Annotated in this window: 4 protein-coding genes; 3 read left to right on the forward strand and 1 reads right to left on the reverse strand. The window is 54.3% G+C overall.

Features of this window, described 5'->3' with window-relative positions; translation table 11 throughout:
- The 3 genes from GOX53_RS29220 to GOX53_RS29230 form a co-directional block, all read left to right on the forward strand.
- Positions 1–242: hypothetical protein (locus tag GOX53_RS29220; protein WP_371810461.1), on the forward strand; the 242-nt coding region annotated here is incomplete at its 5' end.
- A 60-nt stretch (positions 243–302) separates the two neighbouring features.
- A complete protein-coding gene (locus GOX53_RS29225) occupies positions 303–653 on the forward strand; it encodes a nucleotidyltransferase domain-containing protein (RefSeq protein WP_171182389.1) in 351 nt (116 codons plus the stop codon).
- 14 nt (positions 654–667) lie between these two features.
- Positions 668–1,120: a phage baseplate assembly protein V gene (locus GOX53_RS29230; RefSeq protein WP_171182390.1), complete on the forward strand. Its 453-nt coding sequence runs from the start codon at positions 668–670 to the stop codon at positions 1,118–1,120.
- 152 nt (positions 1,121–1,272) lie between these two features.
- Here the strand turns inward: GOX53_RS29230 and GOX53_RS29235 are convergent, their stop codons facing one another.
- A complete protein-coding gene (locus GOX53_RS29235) occupies positions 1,273–1,890 on the reverse strand; it encodes a hypothetical protein (protein ID WP_171182391.1) in 618 nt (205 codons plus the stop codon).
- Positions 1,891–2,106: the final 216 nt, after the last annotated feature.

Here is a 2,106-nt window from a genome sequence, read left to right on the forward strand (position 1 = left end):
ACCGCACCGAGACGCAGGCCCATGCCGAGCGCCTCTGTGTGGCCCGTCTGGCGCGGGAGAATGACCGTCTCGGCACCGGCCGGATCACCACTGTGGGAGATCCGCTCCTCGTTGCCGGACAGGTCATCGAGCTGGGCCAGACCTATGGTCGCTACACGGGCCGCTGGCTGATCACCATGGCCCGGCACCGGTTCAGTGCGGATGGGTACACAACAAGCATCACGGTTAAGTTGGTGGAGTAGAATACGGTGCACGGGGCGACTACATGCGAAGCACAGAGCACAACCAAACTGGAGCGACTGGTGAACGGCGGCTTAAGCGATCAGGACAAGCAGGAAATCACTCGCTGGGCAGAACAGCACCCGATAATCCGTCGTGTGATACTCTTTGGCAGCAGAGCACGAGGCACACAGCACGCAAACAGCGATTTCGATTTGGCGATTCAGGTGTTTCCAAGCGGCCCGCACCATCTAGCGCAGCTGGCCTATATGGACTGGAAGGACCGGCGTATCGGGGAGCTTGAGAAGGCGCTGCAAAACAAGGTTCATCTTGAATGGTATGCGCCTGGCGCCGGGCTGGCAATCGAACGCTCGATTAAGGACGATGGCGTGACAGTGTTCTTTCGCCAGACCTTTACCGGGGCCTCGGCCTGATCATGTCGGAACAGATGAAACGGGGCATTGTCGTCGAGGGGCGCGGATCACAGGTGAAGGTCCGGTTTGAGGACAACGACCAAGTGATTTCCGGCTGGCTCGATGTCGTTCAGCGCAGCACGGCGGGCATGCGGGCGTTCACGCGACCCAAGCCAGGCAGTCAGGTTGTCTGCCAGATGGATGCAAACCGTGAGGCTGGCGTTGTCCTGGGCGCGCTCTATTCGGACGCCGATCCTGCCCCGGCCGGGGACGAGGGCACGGTGCATTTCGAGATGCCGGACGGATCAACCGTGATCTGGAAAGGCGGCACGTTCACCATCGACCACGCTAGTGGGATTGTGTTGTCTATTGCCGGTGGCAAGCTGGTTGTCGATGGCGATTTGCAAGTGACCGGCGATCTGACTGTGGCTGGTGCCACCGACCTGAAGAGCACCACGATTAACGGGGTCACGCAGGTTGGGGATTGAGACAGAAGTTCTCAAGCGGACAAAGCGTACCTTTGATCGAAACAATTGAATGTCCGCTCTGTTCGCGGCTAGACAACTCGCTACCTCGATAGAAAGTCCAAAGATTGCAGAGCTAAAGCCATTCTCGGTGTTTTTTTTGTCTGCAAATATGGCTAAATTCCCTTTTCCCTTAGGTATTTGTTGAACTTTGGGAATAGCTCATTCTTAGCGAAGATCATTCCTGCTCTTGTCCAAGAAATCTCTCCGAGAACGTCGGTTGTTCCATCGGCCCTACGGTTTAGCCAATCTGTTGCAAACACACCAATAACAATGATTACAAGTACTCCGAGCAGACTTGGTAAGTTACCTCCCATTACGAAGCTGATCACGCAAATAAGAAGGAAAAACGCAAAGGCACCAATCCACAGGCGCGAATAGTATCGCTCTCTCGAACGACTTATTTCTAAGAGCCCTGCAGCACCCAGACCGTCGAACTCGTTGCTTTTGGGATCAAAGTCGAACTTCTCGAGGGTCAAAAGTTTTCTGACAGCATCTGTTGGCATTTGTGACAATGCTTTCCAAGCCGCCGATTTGGACGCGGACCTTTCTTGGCGGTTCATGTCCTCGCAGAAATCAGTCCAATGCTTGTCAAAGTTGAAGTTTTCAAAGGACAATGCGACATCATCGTCAAGAAGCTCTTCTACCGGGTCCGCGCTCCTCTCTGTTTGGCCAGCTACCGACTGGCCTATTTTGTCTAGCAGCGGCCCAAGAAGCCGATCAATCCAGCTCAAAGTGTTAATCCAAAACAATTATGGACGACACATTATCGAGTTCGGTGTCAACCGACAATCCTTTGCGACCAAACAACAATGATCAGACGTTCGTACCGGACGCAGAATCACGCACTCTCGGGCTCAAAGCGGTTGTTTCGAACATCGTTTCCCTCGACCCCAATCGGGCTCTTGACTGATCACCATACCCGTGGAACGTGATAGCATCACCCAACT

This window comes from Ruegeria sp. HKCCD8929, from assembly GCF_013031405.1.
Lineage (GTDB): Bacteria > Pseudomonadota > Alphaproteobacteria > Rhodobacterales > Rhodobacteraceae > Ruegeria.

Coding starts and splice junctions, on each gene's coding strand:
- GOX53_RS29230 (WP_171182390.1), top strand. CDS start 668: ATGAAACGGGGCATTGTCGTCGAGGGGCGCGGATCACAGGTGAAGGTC.